Source organism: Hydrogenophaga bisanensis, from assembly GCF_042665135.1.
Lineage (GTDB): Bacteria > Pseudomonadota > Gammaproteobacteria > Burkholderiales > Burkholderiaceae_C > Hydrogenophaga > Hydrogenophaga bisanensis.
On the sequence record NZ_JBHTBX010000013.1, the window covers coordinates 62,548 to 82,327 of the forward strand.

Consider the following 19,780-nt stretch of genomic DNA (forward strand, 5'->3'; position numbering starts at 1 on the left):
GGACCTCACGGTATCCGGGTTGGACAGGCGTTCCTTAGTAGAACTCTCCCCTTCCAGTAGGACCTTCACGCGACCCAATCGAGTGCATCCTGCCAACCAAGGGCAGACGGGGGATGCACCAGCCCCCTTTTTGTTTGCGGTGTGGCGTTACCCACCCCTCTGCTCCAGCCCTACTGGAGATGCCCATCTCACCCCATATTCACCCCTCATGGGTGACTCTCAAGGGTGCCCAGCGCTACCTGGACGGGCAGTCTTCAAAGCTCAGATTCAACCGTCAACAGCATCAGCAAACCTCACAAATCCACTGAAAACCCACGTTCAGTAAACCGTTCTGTATGCGTTCAGCCACTGACAAACTCGCGTAAGCCATTGATGCGCTTAGCTTTTTTTGCGTGTTTTTGACACTCTGTATGGTTCTGAACTTGAATTCTGTGAGACCCAAGTAATGCCGGCGCCATCAGGGCCAGCAAAAAAAGCAGCGTGGGAGCTGCCGAGGTCGTTTTCACAGTGGTTGACCACGTGTGTGGTCCTCCAGATCTTCCCGCAATTGCGGACTTGGTGATCTGTGCCCTCTTGGGCGTGCGCACAGTCTATCAGCTAGTCCCTTCGAAATCGAACCATGAAAGCGGATGTTTTGACACACGCTTTCGAGCGCGCGAAGACGCCATGGTCGGTGAGACTTTCCTTGGTCGCCCGTGCCGGAAATCGGCATAGGAAACCGGAAATCGGACTGCATTCCGGAAGTCGGCACAGAAAACCAGAAATCGGCACCCAGAACCGGAAGTCGGCACAGGAAGGACACCATGAAGATTCGAATCACTCTCATCAAGACCGAAGTGGCGTTGAGCCCGGTGTTCCTTCGTCTGGCCTACCACCAAGACGAGGGCTATCGGGCACGAGCAATTCGCAGTGCTTTGCCCATGCTGCTGGAGACAGGGCAGCTTCCGCGGTGGTTCACATCCATGCCAGAAGCTGACGGTCAGCTGCCTCGCTCCCTAACCGTACGGATCAACCTCGTTGAGTCAGATCCCTGCCATCAATGGGTCATCGCTCGACTGGGCACGATGCCTGATTCCGATCGAGCCACCTGGCTCAAGTCCCTCATGGCCAAGAGCCTGGGCTTGCACACCGACTCCACAACATCGAATGCAACGCCGCCCTCCCCGGCCACAGCGACCTACTCACCCACACCCGCACCCACCGCCACCACACCGGTGAGCACCGAGGACACCCAAGCCACCAGCGTCGATCCCGCCGACGACCTGGTGCGCAAGAAGGCGTATCGAAACGCCATCAAAGCGTTCGACCTGACGCTCTCGAAGAACACCGACCACTGAACCAGATACCAGGAGAAGCACTTCAATGAATCCGCGCACCGTCATTGCCATCGACATCGGCTACGGCAACACCAAAGTGGTCTGGAGCCACACCCTGGACCGGCAGGGCAAGTCCCGGTGGGGCGAAATCTGCTTTCGCTCGATCACTCCCCCCGTCGTGGTGGATGAAGAATCGACCGGCATCGGCAGCAACCCCGACCGTGTCCTCATCGAGCTCAACGGCCAGTCCTACTACGCGGGTCCAGCCGCGACCATGGGCGTAGAGGCCCGTGCGCTGGACCCCAACTACATCGAGACCGACCAGCACGAGGTGCTGCTGCGTGTGGCCATCCATCTGGCCATGCGTGAGCTGGGGCGCTTCACCAGCGAGATCGACATGCTGGTACTGGGATTGCCAGTCAGTGGCTTCGCAAGCCGCGGGGCACGCTTGAACGAGATCGCCCTGCAACCACGTCAGATCCCCGTGGCTCGCCATCTGCGTGGAAATGGCCCATCGAGCATCGCCGTCACTGCCAAGAAGTGCCTGATCCTGCCTCAGCCCTACGGGGGCATGCGGGCTGCATCGCAGAATGCTTCGGCAGATGACCCCATCTACCAGTCCGGCAAGCTCAGCATGATCATCGACCCGGGCTATCGCACGCTCGACTGGTTCGTGAGCAACGGCATGTCACCCGAGCTCAAGCTCAGCGGCAGCTTCGACGGCGGCGTCTCCAACATCCTTCGTGAGGTCAGCCAGCGCATCGGCTATGAGCATGGCACCGGCAGTCTGGAGTTCGACCAAATCGAGGAAGGGCTGGAGTCCGGCAGCATCAATCTGGGATTCAAAGTGATCGACACCGAGCCATACCGGAAAGTCGCGGCCGATGCTGCCAAGCGCGAGATCGCCGCGTTCCTCGGTCGCATCGATGCCAACCGCGCTCGCCTTTCCCGCGTTCTCCTGACCGGCGGCGGCGCCAAGTTCTATGAGGCCGCCCTCAAGGACAAGCTGCCCGGCTACAAGATCGAGACCATGCCAGCCAGTGTCATGTCCAACGCCCGTGGCTACTGGCTCACCGGCTGTGACGCACTCGAAGACCAGAACGCCTGAACTTGACTTGGACCATTCTTGTGTCATCTTGGAGGTACATCGAACGTGAACCCAACAAGTCAACTCATCACTGAAAGGACTGACCAACATGAAGCCGAAGAACAACATCGACCTGTTCGACAAGACGGACACGGAGGAGGTGATCGATCACCTCAACGAGAAGTTCGGGGACAACCTGACCGCTCGCGGAGCGGTGACGGCCTCGGTGATCCAGGTGTTCGTGGGGACTCTGCTGGTGAACCTGGTGGACGACAAAGGCCCGTTCTCCCTGCTCATTCCGCTTGGCCTCATGATGATTCTCTTGGGGACCTTTGGCGTTCTGATGTGGAAGGGCGACATGGTGCGCCAGGGTCTGCGCGAGAAGGCACTGCAAGAGATGACCAAGCGCGGTCACGACAAGCGCTGATCCTGAGGCTACTCGTGGTGCTGGACATGGTCTTCCAGCTCACGTTCGCGCGAAAGCGCCTGTACCAGTCACTGCGTGAAGCGGGTGATACCCCTGACACAGCGAACCTTCGGCTATTGGCGATCATTCGCTGGTGGTCGGTAAGAGCGACTGTTGCCTGGATGGCCGTCGGCCATATGGCGCTCTTGGTCAGATCCGTCTTGCCAGAATCGGCTCCTTCGAGCTTGACCTGGTGGTTGACGGTGGTTTTCACCATCGGACTGTTCATGGGGACCGCATCAGCCCTTCGGCTGGTCACGCTCGCCCTCAATGATGAACTCCAGAAGTTCCTCAGCACTGAGCGCGATCCCGCCGACATGATCGACAGTCCGATCCATCAGGGACGTTGACCACCATGGCCAAGTACGTGCTCTTTACCGCCTCACGCAAGGCCGAGGTGCTTCAACGCATTGAAGCCCCAGACGAGGTTCTGCAGAACACCATCATCCTTGATGGCGGCACCATCTACGTCCGCGGTGGCATGCAGATCGACGCCAGCATGCGCAACTGTCGCGTCGTCGCTCAGCAGAACAATCCCATTGCTCTCTCAGTCCTGGGCCGAATGCTCAGCTGTCATATCGAAGGTCAGGACGTGCTGATCGAGGGAGACTTTGCCGGCGAGATCGAGGCCGCCGGTGACGTGGAGATCACCAACACCGCGCGGGTTGCGGGATTCATCCGCTATGGCGGTGAACTGATCATTGGTCCACTGGTCGATCGCAGAAAGCTGAGAGTGCAGCGCATGACCGCTCGCGCTGAGCTGGTGCGTCCCCAAATTCAGACCCACCCCCTCGACCAAGCTGTCCGGCAGCAGCATCTCCCTGAAGAGGCCTGAGCCATGTCCACAGATTTCCCAGACGAACAAGAGCACATTGAGTCAGCACGCCGTGAAGCTGCAGCAAGGGCAAAGGGCGCTAAAAACCGCTACCTCATCAACACTGGAGATGTGATCGATGTCGCCAGTCGCCAGCGCATGAAGATGAACTTCTGGAAAAACCGCACTGTGCGACTGACGCTGGCCGGTACTGCCTTTGGCTTGGTGGCGGCCACTGCCATCGTAGACAACAGGCATGTGATTGCTCAAGGCGTGATTGAACTGGCAAAGTCCATGGCTCCAGCGCAGGAAACGCCAGGTCAGATCGCCGCCCCGACTCCGGTCACGCCTGTACCTGTAGGCCATGCCAACACTCAAACGCCCGATCTGGTCACCCCTCAGACCCTTGCCCAGATGGAAGGCGCTGCACAAGGCGATCAAGAAGGCTCGACGACGGCGGGACCTGAGGCCGCACCCGCCCAGGCACCAGAGTCCGAACCTGATGACGATTCGGCGCACAACGTCGCCACACTTGCTGTCGCTTCCTCGGCACCCACACCGACCGTCACATCTGCACCCGCAGCTGCGCCAGCGACTCCAGCCCCGCAGGTCCAGCCGACAAGAGCATCGACCGGCCCATCGGAATCCAAGACGGTTCCCAGCGAAGTCGCCAGCGCCGCGCGTTCGGTCAAACCCGTGGTGCTGATGCCTTTGCCCATCGAGGCACCGCCGTCAGCAAGGGTGGTACAACCACCGAAACTTGCTGTGGGCCCAGCCCCGAAGGCCTCTCCCCTGCCCCGCAACCTGACATCGGACGCCCAGCCCACCCGGGTGGAGCCGGAACAGGTAGAACCCGCTGTCTCCCCGGAGCTGGTCGCCGCGGTGAACAGTGCCCGATCGAAAGTCGATCCAGCCACCGATGCCAAACAGCCCGTCAAGAGCGTCAATGGTGTGTTTGTGGATCTGCCCGCGAAGAAAGTCGCCAAAGCCACAGCAGGCCCTGCCGCGACGTCTCAAGCCAAGACGAGCACCGACGCCAAGGAGGTGACAGCTCCGGTCTCACGTCCCTTCTCTGTGGTTTCCCACTTCACCGGGGGACTTCTGGTTCGTGCTGGCCAGCAAGTGACCCATGTGCGCATCGGTGAAGTCTTGCCCAACGGCAAACGTCTGGTCAGCGTCAACGAAAGCACAGGCGCCTACATGGCCGAATAGCGACTTGTTGCAGCTGTCACCTATCAGAAATCATAGCCCTGCATGTTTGCCCGCTGCCACTGAGCGAGGCGCACTTATCATTCCGTCCAACCAAAACAGGAGTTTCCGCATGAGCACCTATAGCGAACTGATGAGCCAGGCCAAGGAGTTGATGGCCAAGGCCGAGCAGGTCCGAAAAGAAGAACTCGCCAGTGTGATCGCAGACATCAGAGCCAAGATGCATCAGTACGGCATCACGGTCGCTGACCTGGAGGGCAAGTCCAAGCCAGCACAGAGCAAGTCCAAGGCTGAGCCCAAGTACCGCGGTCCGAATGGCGAACTTTGGTCGGGCGGACCTGGCCGAAAGCCTCAGTGGGTTCGTGAGGTGATCGATGCTGGCAAGAGCATTGAGGAATACCGCATCTGATGCAGTTCACAGGTTGCCGGCGATGATCGCCGGCTTTTTTCAGGGAGAAGGAAGAATGTTTCGTTTTCTAGGCGTTCTGGTCACAGGGATGATCCTGCTGACCGGTTGCGACAGCGCAGCTGACCGTGAGGCAGCAGCCCAGGAACAGCGCATCAAGGAATACAAGGCCAGGAAGAAGGCCGACTACGAGCATGACAGGAAGCTACTGGAATCCCTGTCCTCTCAAAACAAGTGAAGCCATGAGTTTTCACGCACTGAGCGATCGGCGTGATCGGCTTTCCAGTAAGTTTTTCAGATTTGACTTGGGGTTGATGTGTGAGATCCTGAAGTCATCCCAACACAACAGGAGAACGTAGATGAACAAGACCTTCAAACTCGCAGCCCTCAGTGCAGTTACCTTTGCGCTGGCGGCGTGTGGTGGCGGTGGAGGTGATGACGATGGCGCAGGAAGTGGTGGCAGTCCGGTGGTCGGACGCAACGGCACCGTCGATGTCGGTTCGGTCAGTATGCCTGGTGGCCAGACCTGCAACATTCCCGGCTTCGCCCAAGCACTGATCGCTGAAATCAACGCTGCCCGTGCCCAAGCTCGCAACTGTGGTGCCACCGCTATGCCGGCCGCACCGGCAATTGGGTTCTGGAATACAAGGCTGGCTGATGCGTCGGTGCGCCACAGCAGTGACATGGCATCGAAAAACTTTTTTAGCCACACTGGAAGTGATGGTTCACAGCCGGCTGAACGAGTGCTCGCTAGCGGCTACGTGAATGGCGGTAGTGGAGAGATTCTGATGAAAACTACCGGACGGGGAGCCGGAAATGCGAGAGAACTCGTAAAGGTTTGGACGCAAAGCCCGGGACACTGCAGCATCATCATGCAGTCTGATCACAAGGAAGTTGGTGGTGCATGCGTGTTAGCAGGTAGCTCGGCATATGTCACGGTAGTCTTCGGTGCAAACTAAAAAAAACCGCTCTTAGATGAGCGGTTTTTCTTGCCTACCTTGATTTCAGTCTGCTCCAGTACCGGAAGAACAGTCAAAGCCTCCTTGGAAGCGCCAACTTCCATTGCTGCACACGGCTTGAGTACGGTAATCCATGATGAACCATGCATCGTTGCACAGCTTGGTGATTGAACCGTAGCTCCCACGATATGGGACCAAGACAGTCCCATTATTCGCACCAGGCACCCGCCAACGCGCAGACGGTACGAGGTTAGGCCCGTCGCATATCCCAAATTCACAAGTGCGTGCCGTCCAATACCCATAGGTGTGAGTTGACGGCCCGCAGCTACCAGGTAGAGGATCGTAGGGCTCAGGAGGATCGCCCGGATCATCTGGCGGCGGCGGTGGGGGTGGCGGTGGTGGGGGCAACGGACACCGTCCGTTGACCGGCGGGTTCCCAGTGTTGACACAACGCAGATCATCCGGGTTCCGCACAGGGTTGGCTCCTGGCCGGCCGTTTGGGTCACCACGCGGATCACGACGGGAGTACTGCACGATGGTGCAATGCCAGTTGCCTGGAACTGCGGCCTGAGTCAAACAGTACGGTGGCGTGCCGCACCAGAATGCCCCAGAACCCGGTTCGTCACTGGAAATGATCCGCTGAAGTCCGCCAGGAGTCATACAACCCTCGATAGGCCTGACTGCTCGAAGATCCTGCATACCCTGTCTTGATGGATCCATGCTCCACCCTGATCCAGGCGTACCTTGAGCCGGCTGTGCTTGTGCGGCAATTTGGGCACAGGCAAACAGGGACGCAAGCACTTGATACTTGAAGTTCATAGCTGATCGCTCCTCATGAGGGATTGCAGAAAGAGAGAACCAATGCGGTCGCGCTGTTGCCGGCCGGTGTGCCGTCCGCCCCAGTCACGGTGATCCCCCAACTTGCATTGATCGATGCTTGGAAGCTCCCTGTGTTGTTGCCAGCGTTGTTGATGCCGATGATGTTGCTGGCCGAGACAGCTGAGATCACTGCCGAAGGCGTCATCCCAGGACCACATGTGGGGACTGGAACCGTGGAGCCATGGCCGTAGTAAGCTGCCGCACGCAGCCCCTTGTTATCGGCAATCACCCAGTTACCGGCCGAGCACACCAGCTGTACCCCGGTATGAGTCATGCCAAATGTGCCCTCTGCCGTACAGGTGTCGCCGGCGTTGGCATAGGTGATGCCATTTCCGGTGACCCAGGTGCCACCTTCACAGCGCAACCAGACAGGGTTCCCGTTGGATTCACCCCAAACGGCGGTTCCCTCTGTTCGGCCGGCACAACTGGTATTCACCGTAGCGTTTTCCTGAACGTGAAGGCCACGCGCGATGGTCACGTTATTCTGGAACTGCGGATCACGTGAATCCCGTACGCGAAGGAAGTTCATGAACAGGCTGGAGCCGAAGCCGTAGCGCGAGCAGACGACGCCTTCTGGAGATCCAGCAACAGGGTTCGGGACTTCCCAGTCACCCTGGCTTCCAATGATCTGGCCACCAGCAACACCAGTCAGCGATGCACCACCATCTGCACCAAGGGCCAGCATCATTCGCCCAATCGCCTCGCCGTCCACTGAACCAACAGGCGTCTTCGGATCGCGCAAGGGCCGGTCGAAGCAGATCAGGCCCGTGATCTGGCACTCGCTGCCGTTGAGTGAGGCGGTTTCACAGCCGGCCGGGATTCTCTCCTGTCGGACGACAAAACCCGCATCCAGCAGCGACTTGTAGCTGCCGCCGTTGGCCATCCCGTTGACGCCCAATCCCATTGCCTCCAACTGCGCCACAGTCGGTGCCATGGCTTGACCAGGTGCAAAGCCAAACGGGATCGTCACACCGTTTCGTGTGATAGCGTTACCAGCCTGCAGGTCTGTGTAGACCTCGTACAGAAGCGTCTCGTAGTTGTTGCGCAGGTTCTTCAGAACCAGCGCCTGGGCTTCAGCCGTCTTGTGGTCATCCTGGCGGCGCTCTTGGCGCCATGCCTGCACCGCCAACAGGCTTGAAATGATCAGGGCAAGCGACAGCGAGAGCATCAAGTAGCCCCGCTGAGTGCGCTGGCCGGTCGAAAAACGCGGCATATTTGCTCTCGCCATCGCCAGTCCTTACGGGGTCACCGTCACAAGGATTTCATCCTTGGCGGTATTGCCATTGGAATCGGTAGCGGTTGCAAAAACACGGAAGTTGCCCTTGCTGCCCTTGGGCGCACTGATCTCCGTCTGGCAACGCCACAGGGATGACTTCTTGTCAGCGCTCACATCACGGTTGTTGATCTCCGGCGACTCGCATTCAGCGTCACTGAATGCCAGAGATCCCACAGAGTCGGTGGTCGCCATCACACTCCAGACCACTGACTCGATGGTTGGGCCAAACGTCTTGAACTCGGCCACACCGTTGATGATGTTGCCAGCTTTGACGGTTTGGCTGCTGACGTTGACCACGTTGGTCTGGAAGGTAGCGGCCACGGTTTCGTTCTCATCACCACCACCTCCGCATGCTGCGAGAGCAGAGGCGAGAGACAGGGCCATCGCATGTTTCAGGTAACGCATACAGCTGTCCTCTTGGTTGATGATCAGAAGCGACCGATGAAGAAGGTCAGGTCGATGGTGTCGTCACCCGCGTCGCAGGCTGCTTCAAGTGCAGCGATGTCCAGCTGGCCGTTGTCCGGCTTGACCGTCGCACCACCGACGTCGATGCGTCGGAATTCGCCCACCACGTTGGAGACGATGTCGGAGCACTGGTTGGACACAACCGCAGGCCACGCCAGTTGCATGGAGTCGTTGGCACCCGTCAGGGACTGCGGCGTGACCGCAATCGCACCACCAAACGCGTTGGTCGCGGTTTCAGCATTTCCATCGCGGAGGTTTGCAGGAATGACACCACCGCGGACCGCCACTGCCGTGGTCACATCAGCGTAGCGACCAGGCTTGCCGTACTTGGTGATCATGTTCGAGGAGATGTGCAGCAGTTGTTGCGTGTTCTCGTTGACCGAGGTACGGCGCTTGTTCTCGCGGAAGCCCCAAACAGCTGCCACGATCAGGCCGATGATGATCAGCAGCACAAGTCCAAGCTCGATGGAGGTCGCGCCGCGCTGGGCCTTCTTGGGGTGCACTTTGGTGCTGGTGTGAATCTGGTTCATGTCAAAGCTCCTGAGTAAAGGTGAAGAAAACGTTTCTGGGCAAAGGTCTGAAATCGGACAACAGGTACTCTCTCAACGGTTACCGGCCAGCCTCCTTCTTCATCACTGCCGAGGGACTGGTGGCATCCTGGATGGACTGCAGAACAACCATCTGGCCGCCGTAGAAGTACAAGATCGTTCCCAGCGTCAGGGCCAGCAAGATCGTGTTGATCTTGGTGGCCGAGCGCCTGACCGACTCACGAGCATCTTCCTGCCCTTTGGAGCCAATCTCGACAAGAATGAGGTCGAATTTCCCTCGTGAATCGAGTCGATGCGTGCTGTGAATTCGGCCAGTGAGGAACGGGCTGAGAATTCCGTGCGAGAAAGCACCGACGTAGTCCGAGGGGTAGTCGCGCAGGTGATCCAGGATCTTGTAGAGGTGCTTTTTCATCCAGGGCTGTGCGTCAGCTGCCATCGTCTCCAGGGCCTCGCTCAAGAGGGCGCCGGTCTGCAGGATGAAGGCCAGATCTGTGAGCATCTTGGTACCCTGTATGTCCCGGTACATGCGCAGCGCGAACTGGCCAGGGAAGACGAGGCTCCACAAGAAGGCCTTCAAGCCTCTTGCCTTCTCTGCCTCATAGCGCCAGTCCGCAGTCAGGTTGGAGAACCCGTAGGCAAACATCCACACGCTGAATGCAGCGACTGCAGCCATGATCCAGGGCCCCACCTTGGCCACAAAGTCAGCCGACAGCCGAAGAACGAGGTTGAATCCTTTCCATACTTCCGGAGGCGCAGCCGCGGCGAACTCAGGAAACACCACGGTAGCCACCACAAAGGCGAAGATGAAGCCAATGGGCACCAGGACCATGGGCGCGAACAGGGCCGCATAGATGACTTTCGTCAGCTTCTTCTGCTCTTCGATCGTGTTTGCCAAGTGCCGCAATCCCTCGGTCTGTTTCGAGGAAGTACGCATCGTCCCCAGAGCCATCCGATCATCGGCCGGCATCGTCGCTTGCAGCACATCGACCAGCGTGACAGAACCGCTCTCGATCACGTCACGCATGTACTTCAGGCCTTCCGCACGAGCCTTGTCCGCAGTGATCGGGTTTAGCGAAATCTCCAGCTCCCCCTCCACAAAGTCTCGAAGAAGCTCTTTGCGTTCCAGCGACCGGGCGACGTCACGATAGAAGTCCGGACGCTCCGCCCAGAACCCGCGCAGTGTCCACCACCGCTTCAATGAATTGGCCAGGCTCATGCCACCCTCCGGATCTGCTTGAGTTCTTCATGGGTTTCCAGGGTTCGAAGCTGCCCGTAGGTCTCGATCACCCGTGGATCAATCTCTCCCCGAGATGCTTTGAACATGGCGTGCTCCATGACAAGCTTGCCGTCCTGGGCGCCGGAAAAGACGTCTCCGTTGGAGTGCTCCCGACGCCACCACCGCATGGCCTCGCGATCCAGGCCTTTGGCTGCATAGTCGAGCCACGGCGCCTCTGGCATGAGCACTTCGGCGACGATGGTCAGGCCTGAAGTTCCGCGATGACGGCAATGCTCACAGCCATCGTGATTACGGAAGCGCAGCATCGCCGGATCGAACTTGAAGCGACTGGTCAGCTGGTCCACCGTGTCTTTGGTTGTGCGAAGCTCGCGTGCTGAAGCCACATCCTTGCGCTTGACCAGATCAGTCATGAAGTCGTGCAACCCCATCTTGCAGTGCGGGCACAGCACCGGTACCAGCGACTGGTAGCACAGCAAACTAAGCATGTCACCGGCCGTCAGCTCTTCACGCGAGAGACCGATCTTGGGGTCAGTCAGTCGGGTGATGGCGCCCTGGATCGAGCCGGTGTGCAGGGTGAACATGGCCATGTGGCCCGACTTCGCGACGTTGGCCATGGCACGTGCTGACAGCAGGTCACGCACTTCTCCCACATCCACTAGCTCTGGGTCCATCCGCAGCAATGACTCGATGACTTCCGAGTAGGCATCCTTCTTGCCACTGTCCGCGATGGTGAGCAGGTCGCGCTGCACGTAGATCTGGTGCAATCCGTCGATCGGCAGCTCGATAGGATCGGCCACCTGGTACATGGCCATCTTTCCCAAGCCGGGATGGGTCTCGATGAAGGCCTTGGCAGCGGTGGTCTTTCCACTACCGGTAACCCCCATTTGACCCACTGCACCCATTCCCATGCGCTGGGCACGTTCGAACAAGCGAATGTGATCGTCCGCGAATCCCATCTGCTCGAAGGTCATGCCCTTGCCGTCATCCGTCGTCGGCAGCAAGCGCATCACACCCTTGGGACCATGCAAGCCTCGCACCTGGGCAAAACGCACGCGCAGGTTCGGAATGCCCAGCGTCGAGTCAATCATGGAACTGAGCGTGGTGGTCTGCGACCACGTGCCCTGGTTGTTGGAGTTCTTGTCGCTCAGCGCGTCGTAGCCACTGCGCAGGGCCGAGAGGGCATCCCCCTCTGTCACCAGTCCGTTGGACGTTCCGGGGAGATCCTCCATCTCACCGTTGACACGCATCTGCACCAACCCCTTGCCTCCGGCAATGATGCTCACATGCAGGTCGCTGGCCTTCTCGGCGTGACAGTGTGCGATCCAACGTCGGAACAGCTGCGCGCCCTGCCCTTGCGCTCCGATGCTGCCACCCTTGCGCTCGTGGACGCGTTCCTGGCTCTTTCGGACTTGAACGATCACTGCGCTATCTGCCAGATAGACGCGGTCACCGCCTGAACTGATACCCAAGGCGCTGAGCGCAGCGCGTATTCCGGGTATGTATTTGTTGACCAGCGCCCGTTTGGCTGGATCGATGTAGATGCGCCCAGCGCGCGAGTCCACCTGCACAGCAATGATGAAGTCGCGCACCTCGGAGGGAAGACGCAAAGCCTCTTCCGATGCATCGTTCGTGGTCATCACCTGCTTGATGCCTGGGAAGGCATCAAAGGACTTGATGACCGTTTTGTGCTCTTCGGTTTCGCTGTCGACGAAGTCGCTCACGTCCGGGCCAAGAAGGGAGTCCGGTGAGAGAGGCATGGACGCGGCGAAGGGACTTTCAGCGACACGCGTCGGTTGTCGCGTTTGCTCCCTTTCGGGATCAGACCTACGCAGGAGTGAGCCGAGCATGTTCGCTCTCCTTCAGCGCCACTCGATGGAGTCACCGATGGCCAGATTGGCCTCGTTGACACAAGGCACCCGCTTCTTGGTGATCCGACCGGTCTTCTCATCTGCCACACGCACCGGGCAGCGCTTGTTCAGGCTGTAAGTGACTTTGAGGCCATCACGCTTGACTTCAAGCACCTTGACGATGCCGGCCGCCGCTTGTCCCGTTACCTTGTGGACTTGGCCATTGACTGACAGATCGGCAGACAAAGCGCCGTCCTGTCCGTAGACACCCAGCAGCTTCATCTGGTTAGGTGGCGTCTCAGGCTCCACCTTGGCCGCCTCGACCGCCGACTTGACAGCTTCCACATGCTTGACGCCGGTGTATCCGAGTTTGTTGAGAAACTTCTCGGTCTCCGCAGCCGCCTGCTTGTCCGACATCTCGCCGATCGAAATCGGCTCTGCCGGATCTCGATAGGTCAACTGTTTGTCATCTGCTGGTACCGCCTTGGGGGCACCAACGACCGACTGCTGTGCGTAGGCGGTTCCTGCCGTCAGGAGCAGCGCTGCGATGAGGTAAATTGGTTTGATCATGACAAAGGCCTCGAACTCGGGACTTACTTGACGTACACGTGGGCAGTCAGCTGGACGGTGAAAGGGTCCATCGTCTTGAAGGAGATGGAGTCGGGAATGACATGTGGCGGGAGCTGACGCACTGCCTGCTCGGCCAGGTAGTAGTCCGCATTGATGGTCATCTTTCTGCGCTTGATCACCACGTCCTGCTTGACGCCAGCCATGGGAAAGCTGGGCCAGACCGTTGGTGCACTCAGCTGTACGGCCATCCCGGCATTGACCAGCTCGTTGATCACCGGCCGCAGTCGCATGTCAGCTTCGTTGTCATCTGCGGGGATCAAGTCGTGAGTGAGCACAGCAGGCTCAACCACAGCCTTACGCGAGAAAGAAGCCTCGCTGTCGCGTGGGTTGGTCTGAGGCTGATAGACGCTGTTGGCACGCTGGGCCACGAGCTCTGGAAGCTTGCCCCCATGACGAACCCAATGCTCCTGGCAGCTCTGGGACTGGTGTTGGCAGTCGAGCTTGGCCAATGACCAGCCCTTGATCCAGTACGGATCACTGCGCATGGCCTGCAGCTGATTGATGTAGGACGTGGACACCCAACCGGCGTTCTGCATCGCCGCAGCCAACTGCTGCAAGTACTGCTGCGTCTTGTCGGCTTCCTGGGCTTTGCGGCGCCGCTCAGCCTCCTGCTCTGGCACGATGACCAGGAAGTGGTAGGCGGCACCCAAACCAGCAAGAAGGAGTACACCAAGAACTGCAGGGATCAGCAGCGCCCCCTGGGGCACAGGGGATGTCTTGGATTCCTTGGTTGCATGGACCAGCAAGTCTTCCCACGAGACATGGGCCGCCCCGGGAATATCGCCTTCCGTGCTGAGCACTTGCAGGAAGCCACCCAGCTCGTTCTGGTTCTGCTCGACGATCGCGTGCGCCCTGAACTGGTCTTCGACCGTGTCGTGGACGATGTTCCCACCGAGAATGATGACCACCGCCTTCTTGGTGCTTTGCGCATTCTCAACGTCCATGACCAACGCAGCATTGATCGTGCTGCGTTCGCCACGATGCGCCTTGAGAAGGGCATGGAGAAACACCAGGGCAATCGAGTGGATGTCACCCTTGGGTGCCTTTCCCATCCGATCCGGGGTATACAGCCCAATGTAGGGTGCATCCTCAGCAGAAGTAGTGGTCACATACCGCGTGGCACCGTTGGAATTGCGAACGCGCGCACGGATCTGCTCGGTCCGGTTCTGCTTCTTCTTGCTGTCTTGTGCCAGGAGCGACCATCGCAATCCTGAGGCAATCGCAAGCTTCTTGTCCTGAAAGACGATGACGCTCATCGATCACCTCACAGCGGGGTTGCGCGAACCAGGATGAGCAGGTGCTCGGTCGAAATCGAGGCCCGTCGCGAGCCCCCGGCCAGCAGCGGGGCGTCTTCGGTCAACCTGTTTTCCTCGCGGTTGGACACCCGACGGGAAAGACCGGTGATCACAGCTGTTTCACCCGGCGCGAGGTTGACCATGCTGCCTTTGGTGATGGCTTCGACCTTGGGTGTCTGCACGCGCTGGAAGGTGTCTCCAGAACCTGTGGACACGTCATACAGGCCCAGAAGATCACTCAGCGTGATGTTGAAGCGCACCAGCGTGGTGTTGTCTGACTGAACGATCGGCAGCACGCTGTACTGGTCGCCGGTGGTGATCATGTCGGTCTTCAGACCAGGGGCACCCGCTGCGCCCGTACCGCTGGAGTTGCCTGGTGTCGTTTCTTTGAGGTAGCCGGTGGTCGAGAGCCTGCCTGTGCTATCCCACACCCCCTGCGAGGAGGTCACAGAGACCGGGCGGTGCTGCACAGACTCACCGTGCTGCGCCAGCAGGTTCAGCATCGCGTCGTGCGTGGTGGTCAGGTCTCGGGAAGTCGTCGCAATCTTCAGGCCGCCGGAGTTGTTGCTGGTCAGCTGCATGGGGGAGAGGAACTCGATCCCGTAGCGGGTGTTCAGGCTGTTGAAGACAGCGCTCCAGTTCACACCCTGCTCATCACCAACGTTCTTGCGTACCGAATAGATGTCGAAGGTGACATTGACCCGCTGGCGCAGCGCCTTGTTTTCACGATCGAGGTACTCTCGAACCCGGGCCTGGCCCTCCTTGGATGTCGCAACCACCAGGCGACTCGTCGCATCCGACCAGGATGCGAAGCTGTTGGGCACACCTTCGATGATCTTGTTGACCGTCTTGAGGATGGATTCCTTGACGTCCAGAATGCCTGTGCTTGAGATCTGGGTACCGGCTTGGGAGGTCACACTGACACCATCGCTGCTGCTGGTGCCGCCACCTGTTCCACCGGCAGTCAGGGTATAGGTCTGCTTGCCAGGGGTGGTGGCCAGCTGGTAGGACTCGGTCACCAGTCGCATGATCACAACGGCGCCGTCCTGGTATTCCCAGCTCAAGGACAGGGTGTTCGTCAGGTGGTCCAGAAAGTCGCGAAGCCGTCCGTTCCAACGCATCTCGACGGCGTCAATGCTGTTGGGTGTTGCGCGGCTAAGCGGCTGCATCGCTGCGGAAACGGCCGGCATTGCGCCAGCAGCAGGAAGCGCGGCCCCAGGCTTGATTCCATCCATGGGTGCGGGCATCAGCTTCGACAGATCCCCCACCACGGGCACGGATTCGGCACCGATCGCCTCGTAGACATCCCCGCGAATGCGCACCGGAATGGATGTCAGACGGGTCAGCCGAGCAGCAACGGTGGCAAGAGACACGCGCTCATTGCCAAAGTCCAGGACGTGTTTCTGCTCGAAGACAGCGGGTAGACGGGCATCTCGCTTGGTGACGGTAGAAACTCCACCGATCCAAGGCGAGGCAGAGGTTCGAACCAGGCGGTCGCGGTTCAATGAGGCGGCACTGGACTGAACTGACGCTGGGGAGCCCAGAGGATGAACCCCAGGACTGGCCAGTGGCTGCGTATGGAGGTGCGTCGGGGTAGCTGCAGCGTTGCTGCGGACATCGCGCTCGATCTGGGTGCTGCACGCGGACATCGCGGCCACAACAACCACGAGGGAGAGAGGTTTGAATGCGTTCATGCGACTGATTTCCTTGATGGATTACTGTTCGCCCAGGCGAGTGATGCGCACCAGCGGCGGGTTGTTGCTGTAGATGACGGCTTCGAGTGGGTGCTCAGACTTTCGGATGGCCGGCGACTGCAGCAAGCGATCCAGTGCGTCTTCGAAGTTGCCGATGAACTCGTCACTGGCGGGGATGAGGAACTCACGGTCCGTGTCCCAGATGAGCTGGTAGTTGGCTTGCTGGGCCCACCTCTTGAGGGTGTTTTCCAGCTTGATGTCTTCGATGCGCACCTGCCAGCGTTGGCCAGCTACTGCGGCGGCAGGCGCGGCAGCAGGTGCCGGCGCCATCACAGGAACAGCAACGGCTGCTTGGGTCGGAGCGGCTGCAGGAACAACCACAGTTGCAGCAGCTGAGGCAGCTGCGCCTGCAGGCTGCGCTTTGCGGGCAGAGGGATCTGCATCAAGAAAGAACTGCTTCTTGGAGGTGTCCACGCGCGCCAACAGATGTTCCTGAGCAAGCCAGCGCTCGAATGCGCCCGTCCATGGCTCACCTTGCTGGACATCAATGGTGCTGCGTCGATTGACATCCAGCGATCGACTTGCATAGCCCACCCAGCCATGCGGGGCGATCATCTTGGCCACTGTCACCAAGCTTCCCTCCACGCGTTGCTGAACAGGCGATACAGGCTGATGCCCCAGATCGCCAATCACCTGAAGGCGCGGCTGCGCATATGCACAACCAACGCTCAATGCAGCCAGAATCACCAGTCCTCGAATCATGAAATACCTCTCGATTGCACGTGCGTGTTGAAAATGGATAAGTGAAATGCCCTGGTTCCGGTAGTGAGACAGCGCTCATCCGCTGCGGCAGGCCTCGTCCAGTGAACTGGCGGGAACGCGGGCCAGCGCCATGTACTGCTGATTGACCGCCGTCAGGTACCGGTGCTTGAGCGATGGCGTTTTGGAGTGGTATCGCCCGACGGCTTCACCGATGGAGCCGGTTTGGCGAAGGTGCTCCTGCACAATCTGATCAGCCACTCGAATGTTGGTCAGCGGCTCAAACGCATCCGCCAGGCCTGTGAACCTCTCGTGGTTCCAGCGCCAATTCACTTGCATGAGGCCCACATCGAAGCTCGTGCTACCCGACTGCAGAAGCCGCTGAGCAGCGGCGACGGCCTCTTCCTTCGAGTCGAAGTAGAGGGATTTGCCCGCGTGATTGATCGTCCAGGGCCAATACCAGCCGCTACGCCCAGATTCGCGCATGGCGATGGACGCCATCACCGCCGATGGCGTCGCAGTTCCTGCAGCTTCGAATAGAGCCCCCGGGGTCAACCGCCGCCAGATGCCCTTTCCCTCGGCCATTGCGTGACTGGTGACCGAATCCAGCACAGACGGTGCCCAAGTCGCCCGCCCCTGGCGCACCAGCTGCAGCAACTGCGGATACTGGCTTTCGGTGACCGTTACAACGCCAGCCCGGCTTTCCTCGCACACCAGGACGTGCCCGGAGCGCATGCCTGATGCGTGCACCTGTGCGACAAAGCACAGGGCAGCAAGCATGGTTGCAACGGTTGAGACGGGCCGAAGTGTTGGCATGAACCGATTGCACAACGCCGCGATCAGTTTTTTTTCTCGAATGCAGGCCCCACGAAGCCTTCATTTGATTTGGCTGCCTCCCACCTAACGGAGACGAAAAGTTGACTTCGTAGGTTCGTGCTGCAGCATGAGTGAGTACCTTATTGGCCCCATCCATGACTCACTCCACTCACGCCCAACTGGTTGCCGACGTCCACCGTGAGCTCAAGTCTCAGCTGCCAGGATTCATCGTTCGCACTCAGCAGCAACAGATGATGACCGCCGCCTTGCGCCTGTTCATGGGGGAGAAAGTCGGTCTGGTGGAGGCGCCAACCGGAACCGGCAAAAGCCTTGGCTATCTGATCCCAGGACTGGTGGCCGCCCAGTTGGACAAGCGCACCCTGGTGGTTTCCACCGCCACGGCTTCACTGCAGGATCAGCTGGCCAAGGACATCCCCATGCTTTCGCAAGCGTTCGTCGCCTGCGGAGGACAGCCGATCAGGATGGCTGTGGCCAAGGGCCGTGAGCGACATGTTTGCCCTCATCGCCTCGACGATGCGACAAGCACACGCGACATGTTCAACGGCCAGGAGGATGCCGACCTGGACACCGCCGCTCGCATGTTTGAAGCCAAGCAGTGGAATGGTCTTCGAGACACAGCACCCGTCAGGTTTTCCTCGGATCAGTGGCGCAGGATCAACAACACCTCAGCCACCTGCACCGGCAAGCGCTGCCACCTGTACGAGGATTGCCCCTACTACCTGACCCAGGAGGCCATTCGCAATTCCGATGTGGTGATCACCAACCACGACTATCTGCTCAGCTGCCTGGCCCACATTCCCAGCTCCCCCCTAGCCCAGGAGGGCACGATCTACGTTTTCGATGAGGCGCACCATTTGGGCACCAAGCTCTTGGGGACCTTTGCCCGACGTCTGGACCTCGGTCTTTTCCCGGCGGAGTTGCTGACCCGGTTCGCGTCAAGCCCCGCCGTTCAGGGCGGGGAGGGATAGCGTCGGCAGGCGGTAGCCTGCAGTCGAACCCGTTCCCGCGTTCGGATCCGTTTGCGTGTTTCGGGTTGCTCCTGTAACCTGTACGTATGTCCAGCGTTCGAGCCTACCGCTTCCAGCTCCGGCTGCGCCCTGCGCACGAAGCGCAGCTGCGGCGTATCGCCGGCGGCCTGCGCTGGGTGTGGAACCAGGCGCTGGCCGAGCAGCGGGCGCGGCACGCGCGCGGCGAGAAGTATGCTGCGTACGGCGAGATGTGTAAGTGGCTCACCGCCTGGCGCAACGCGGCCGAGACAGGGTGGTTGGCCGAAGGCCCCATCCACCCGCAGCAGCAGACCCTCAAGCGCCTGGACGAGGCGTACAAGCGCTTCTTCGCCAAGACGGGCGGCTTTCCTTCCTTCAAGCGCCGCGGCCAGGAGCCCGGCGTGCGCTTCCCCGATGCGAAGCAGTTCAGCCTTGATGCGGCCAACGGCCGGATCAAGCTGCCCAAGCTCGGCTGGGTGCGAATGCGCATGAGCCAGCCGGTGGCTGGCATCCTGCGAAACGTGAGCCTTACCCGCGAGAGGAACCACTGGTACGCCAGCATCCAGGTGCTGGTGAGCGAGACCCTACCTGCGCTGGATGTTGCGCCCACCCTGGGCATCGATCTGGGCGTGGCGGCGTTTGCCGCCACCTCCGAGGGGGTGGTGATGGCGCCGCTGAAGGCGCTCGCGCGCCAGCAGGTGCGCATCCGCCGGTACCAGCGCTCTGTCTCGCGCAAAATGAAGGACTCTGCCAACCGCCGCAAGGCGGCAGAGCGCCTGGAGCGCCTGCACCGGCGCATTGCCCGCCAGCGCAGCGACTGGCTGCACAAGCTCACGACAGAGATTGCCGGGCGGCACCCGGTCATCGCCCTGGAAGATCTGCGCGTGAAAAACATGTCGACCAGTGCCAGGGGCACTGCCGACCAGCCGGGGAAGAACGTGCGCCAGAAGGCCGCCCTCAACCGCAGCATCCTCGATGCGGCGTGGGGCGAGTTCGCACGGCAGATCTCGTACAAGGTGCAATGCAGGGGTGGCCAGGTGATCCTGGTCAACCCGGCCTACACCAGCCGC

At 59.8% G+C, this 19,780-nt stretch carries 21 protein-coding genes; 11 read left to right on the forward strand and 10 right to left on the reverse strand.

Annotated elements, in window-relative coordinates:
* Positions 1 to 803: 803 nt before the first annotated feature.
* The 9 genes from ACFQNJ_RS16415 to ACFQNJ_RS16455 all read left to right on the forward strand — a co-directional run bounded on the left by ACFQNJ_RS16415 (position 804) and on the right by ACFQNJ_RS16455 (position 6,257).
* Positions 804 to 1,337 (forward strand): hypothetical protein, encoded by a 534-nt coding sequence (locus ACFQNJ_RS16415; protein WP_382259486.1) that lies wholly within the window; start codon positions 804 to 806, stop codon positions 1,335 to 1,337.
* 25 nt (positions 1,338 to 1,362) lie between these two features.
* Positions 1,363 to 2,424, forward strand: a complete 1,062-nt coding sequence (locus ACFQNJ_RS16420) for a ParM/StbA family protein (protein WP_382259488.1) — start codon at positions 1,363 to 1,365, stop codon at positions 2,422 to 2,424.
* Positions 2,425 to 2,512: 88 nt separating this feature from the next.
* Positions 2,513 to 2,830, forward strand: coding sequence for a hypothetical protein (locus ACFQNJ_RS16425; protein ID WP_382259489.1), 318 nt, complete (start codon positions 2,513 to 2,515; stop codon positions 2,828 to 2,830).
* A gap of 26 nt (positions 2,831 to 2,856) precedes the next feature.
* Positions 2,857 to 3,219 carry a hypothetical protein gene (locus ACFQNJ_RS16430; protein ID WP_382259491.1) on the forward strand — a complete coding sequence of 121 codons (363 nt, stop codon included), beginning with the start codon at positions 2,857 to 2,859 and terminating at the stop codon, positions 3,217 to 3,219.
* Positions 3,220 to 3,224: 5 nt separating this feature from the next.
* A complete protein-coding gene (locus ACFQNJ_RS16435; protein WP_382259493.1) occupies positions 3,225 to 3,704 on the forward strand; it encodes a polymer-forming cytoskeletal protein in 480 nt (159 codons plus the stop codon).
* Between the two features lie 3 nt (positions 3,705 to 3,707).
* The gene (locus ACFQNJ_RS16440; protein ID WP_382259495.1) at positions 3,708 to 4,895 is read left to right on the forward strand and encodes a hypothetical protein; all 1,188 of its coding nucleotides are present in this window, start codon (positions 3,708 to 3,710) and stop codon (positions 4,893 to 4,895) included.
* A 109-nt stretch (positions 4,896 to 5,004) separates the two neighbouring features.
* A complete protein-coding gene (locus ACFQNJ_RS16445; protein WP_382259497.1) occupies positions 5,005 to 5,301 on the forward strand; it encodes an H-NS histone family protein in 297 nt (98 codons plus the stop codon).
* A gap of 22 nt (positions 5,302 to 5,323) precedes the next feature.
* On the forward strand, positions 5,324 to 5,536 hold the full coding sequence (locus ACFQNJ_RS16450; protein WP_382259499.1) for a hypothetical protein: 213 nt from the start codon (positions 5,324 to 5,326) through the stop codon (positions 5,534 to 5,536).
* Between the two features lie 121 nt (positions 5,537 to 5,657).
* Positions 5,658 to 6,257, forward strand: a complete 600-nt coding sequence (locus ACFQNJ_RS16455) for a CAP domain-containing protein (protein WP_382259501.1) — start codon at positions 5,658 to 5,660, stop codon at positions 6,255 to 6,257.
* Positions 6,258 to 7,089: 832 nt separating this feature from the next.
* Here the strand turns inward: ACFQNJ_RS16455 and ACFQNJ_RS16460 are convergent.
* The 10 genes from ACFQNJ_RS16460 to ACFQNJ_RS16505 form a co-directional block, all read right to left on the reverse strand.
* On the reverse strand, positions 7,090 to 8,364 hold the full coding sequence (locus ACFQNJ_RS16460) for a hypothetical protein (protein ID WP_382259503.1): 1,275 nt from the start codon (positions 8,362 to 8,364) through the stop codon (positions 7,090 to 7,092).
* A 9-nt stretch (positions 8,365 to 8,373) separates the two neighbouring features.
* Positions 8,374 to 8,817 carry a hypothetical protein gene (locus ACFQNJ_RS16465; protein ID WP_382259505.1) on the reverse strand — a complete coding sequence of 148 codons (444 nt, stop codon included), beginning with the start codon at positions 8,815 to 8,817 and terminating at the stop codon, positions 8,374 to 8,376.
* A gap of 23 nt (positions 8,818 to 8,840) precedes the next feature.
* Positions 8,841 to 9,407 carry a type 4 pilus major pilin gene (locus ACFQNJ_RS16470; RefSeq protein ID WP_382259507.1) on the reverse strand — a complete coding sequence of 189 codons (567 nt, stop codon included), beginning with the start codon at positions 9,405 to 9,407 and terminating at the stop codon, positions 8,841 to 8,843.
* 79 nt (positions 9,408 to 9,486) lie between these two features.
* Positions 9,487 to 10,641, reverse strand: a complete 1,155-nt coding sequence (locus ACFQNJ_RS16475; protein ID WP_382259509.1) for a type II secretion system F family protein — start codon at positions 10,639 to 10,641, stop codon at positions 9,487 to 9,489.
* A complete protein-coding gene (locus ACFQNJ_RS16480) occupies positions 10,638 to 12,419 on the reverse strand; it encodes an ATPase, T2SS/T4P/T4SS family (protein WP_382259511.1) in 1,782 nt (593 codons plus the stop codon). Before ACFQNJ_RS16480 ends, ACFQNJ_RS16475 begins: the two co-directional genes overlap by 4 nt.
* 102 nt (positions 12,420 to 12,521) lie before the next feature.
* Positions 12,522 to 13,079 carry a hypothetical protein gene (locus tag ACFQNJ_RS16485; RefSeq protein WP_382259513.1) on the reverse strand — a complete coding sequence of 186 codons (558 nt, stop codon included), beginning with the start codon at positions 13,077 to 13,079 and terminating at the stop codon, positions 12,522 to 12,524.
* A 23-nt stretch (positions 13,080 to 13,102) separates the two neighbouring features.
* Entirely contained in the window at positions 13,103 to 14,395 is a 1,293-nt protein-coding gene (locus ACFQNJ_RS16490; RefSeq protein WP_382259515.1) for a hypothetical protein, read from the reverse strand.
* Positions 14,396 to 14,403: 8 nt separating this feature from the next.
* Positions 14,404 to 16,128 carry a hypothetical protein gene (locus tag ACFQNJ_RS16495; protein ID WP_382259517.1) on the reverse strand — a complete coding sequence of 575 codons (1,725 nt, stop codon included), beginning with the start codon at positions 16,126 to 16,128 and terminating at the stop codon, positions 14,404 to 14,406.
* Positions 16,129 to 16,149: 21 nt separating this feature from the next.
* A complete protein-coding gene (locus ACFQNJ_RS16500) occupies positions 16,150 to 16,890 on the reverse strand; it encodes a toxin co-regulated pilus biosynthesis Q family protein (RefSeq protein WP_382259519.1) in 741 nt (246 codons plus the stop codon).
* A 75-nt stretch (positions 16,891 to 16,965) separates the two neighbouring features.
* Complete coding sequence (locus ACFQNJ_RS16505) at positions 16,966 to 17,667, reverse strand: lysozyme family protein (protein ID WP_382259521.1); 702 nt, start codon at positions 17,665 to 17,667, stop codon at positions 16,966 to 16,968.
* Positions 17,668 to 17,858: 191 nt separating this feature from the next.
* On the opposite strand from ACFQNJ_RS16505, the gene ACFQNJ_RS16510 reads away from it, so the two are divergent.
* Together ACFQNJ_RS16510 and ACFQNJ_RS16515 are read left to right on the forward strand one after the other, a co-directional pair.
* Positions 17,859 to 18,692 (forward strand): ATP-dependent DNA helicase, encoded by an 834-nt coding sequence (locus tag ACFQNJ_RS16510; RefSeq protein ID WP_382259523.1) that lies wholly within the window; start codon positions 17,859 to 17,861, stop codon positions 18,690 to 18,692.
* A gap of 86 nt (positions 18,693 to 18,778) precedes the next feature.
* The coding region (locus tag ACFQNJ_RS16515) for an RNA-guided endonuclease InsQ/TnpB family protein (RefSeq protein WP_382259525.1) at positions 18,779 to 19,780 on the forward strand (1,002 nt) is incomplete at its 3' end.